The following is a 2,344-nucleotide window of genomic DNA, read 5'->3' as shown; positions in this document are numbered from 1 at the left end:
CCCCGTCACCCCGCATCCCGCAACGCCGCTTGAGTGCCTCAGCGGCCTTCCGGCGGGCGAGCAAGGCAAGGACCCGACATGTCCAACCACTTCACCGGCCTCAGCCTCGGGGCACCACTCGACGACCAGCGCCTCGACCTGTGCGACCTGTACGCCTTCGCGGCACCCGGCGACCCGAGCCGGACCGTTCTGATCCTCAACGCCAATCCCAACGCGGATGCCTTGCACCCCGACGCCGTCTACCGCCTGAACATCGACAACGACGGCGACTACCTGACCGACCACGCCTTCAGCTGGGTCTTCAGCCCGCCTGCCGCCGACGGTTCGCAGACCTACAGCGTCTTCATGGCGAGCGGTGCGGAGGCCCGCAGTCCGCAGGCGGTCGGCACCCGGATCGTGACGGACGCCGCCGTCTCCTTCGGTCCCCAGGCCAACGTGGTCACCAGCGGCGAATACACCGTCGCGGCCGGCAGCCGCAGCGACGCCTTCTTCTTCGACTTCGACGGAATCAAGAACCTGTTCGACACCAGGGGCAACCGGAACTTCACCGCGCCCCACCTGGGCGGCAAGTCCCCCTGGACCGGCGTCGACTCGAACAGCACGGCCAACGTCTTCTCCATGGCCCTCGAACTGCCGACCGCGATGCTCGGACCCAACCCCGACCTGCGCGTCTGGGGCCGGTGCAGTGTGCTGCGCGACGGCGAACTCGTCCACGCGGACCGGGCCGGGCACCCGTCCATGAGCAGCTTCTTCAACACCGACGAGACGAAGGAGGAGTACAACGCGAGCGAGCCGGTCGACGACCGGGCCAGGTGGACGGATCAGTTCGTCCACCTGCTGGGCCACACCGGCGACTACTCGCGCGAGGAGGCGATCGCCGCGATCGACGAGCACGGCCTCCTGCCGGACGTCCTGCGCTTCGACCCCGCCAAGCCCGCCGCGTACCCCAACGGCCGGACGTTCACGGAGGACGTGATCGACATCCGCGTCGCGTTCCTCACCAAGAACGACGCGCCGCCCACCGGTCTGACGCCGCACACCGACACCCTGACCCGGTTCCCGTACCTGGGCGACCCGCACCCGGCGACCGCCTCCTGAAGGACGCCGGGCGGACCCCGCTCCGGCCGCCTGCCGAGCGGTGCGGTACGCCCGCCGGCGGCGTCCCGAGGCCGGACCACGCTGTCGCGCCGCCTCCGGGCGCGGCAGCGGGCGCCGACGCCGGAGAAGCGGAACGCCGATGCCCACAAGGCCGGGGCGGGCGCGCCGGGAACAGCCGGTCCGCCCGGCACGGTTGCACCGACCGGGGAACCGGCGCCGCCCGGGCGGGACACGCAGGCCACCAGGCCGCCCGCCCCGCCGGCCGCCCGGCCCCGGGCTCGCGGCACGCACGCCGCGCACCCGGACCAGGACGCATCGCACAGGAGGACTGTTTTCATGACCGACCGGCCCTTGACGCTCATGGCAGTACACGCCCACCCCGACGACGAGGCCACCAGCACCGGAGGGGTCCTCGCGCGGTATGCGGCGGAAGGCATCCGCACGGTCCTCGTGACCTGTACCGACGGCGGTTGCGGTGACGGACCGGGAGGTGTCAAGCCGACCGACCCCGGGCACGATCCGGCGGCCGTCGCCTCGATGCGCAGGCAGGAGCTCAAGGAGAGCTGCGACGTCCTGAACATCAGCGATCTGGAGATGCTGGACTACGCCGATTCCGGGATGGCGGGCTGGCCCAGCAACGACGCCCCGGGGTCCTTCTGGCGCACCCCCGTGGAGGAAGGCGCCGCCCGGCTCGCGGAACTCATGGAGCACTACCGGCCCGACGTGGTCGTCACCTATGACGAGAACGGCTTCTACGGCCACCCCGACCACATCCAGGCCCACCGCGTCACGATGGCGGCGCTGGAGTCGGTTTCGCTGACGCCGAAGGTGTACTGGACCACGATGCCCCGCTCGATAATGACGCGGTTCGGCGAGACCATGCGCGAGTTGGACGAGAACATGCCGGAGCCCGACCCCGAAGAAGCCGCCGCGATGGCGAAGATCGGCCTGCCCGACGACGAGATCACCACCTGGGTGGACACGGCCGCGTTCAGCGGTCAGAAGTTCGACTCGCTGGCCGCGCACGCCAGCCAGGGCGAGAACATCTTCTTCCTCAAGATGGGCAAGGAGAAGTTCGGCGAGCTGATGGGCACGGAGACCTTCCTGCGCGTCAAGGACGCGACCGGCGCGGCCGTACCCGAGAACGATCTCTTCGCCGGCCTGCGCTGACCCGCCCAGCGGGCCGCCGGCCCGGAGGGCGTGCTGCGCCCCGGGTCGCTCCCTCGGCGGTCCGCTCCGATACGGG

At 70.9% G+C, this 2,344-nt stretch carries 2 protein-coding genes; both read left to right on the top strand.

The window, feature by feature from the left end; genetic code table 11:
• Positions 1-78: 78 nt before the first annotated feature.
• Positions 79-1,098, top strand: coding sequence for a DUF4331 family protein (locus LCE31_RS38935; protein ID WP_225022961.1), 1,020 nt, complete (start codon positions 79-81; stop codon positions 1,096-1,098).
• Between the two features lie 336 nt (positions 1,099-1,434).
• Positions 1,435-2,268, top strand: coding sequence for a PIG-L family deacetylase (locus LCE31_RS38930; protein WP_225022960.1), 834 nt, complete (start codon positions 1,435-1,437; stop codon positions 2,266-2,268).
• Positions 2,269-2,344: the final 76 nt, after the last annotated feature.

Source organism: Streptomyces sp. 8L (assembly GCF_020176795.1).
Taxonomy (GTDB): domain Bacteria; phylum Actinomycetota; class Actinomycetes; order Streptomycetales; family Streptomycetaceae; genus Streptomyces.
Note: the sequence above shows the minus strand (reverse complement) of the source record. Positions and strands in the feature narration are given on the sequence as shown.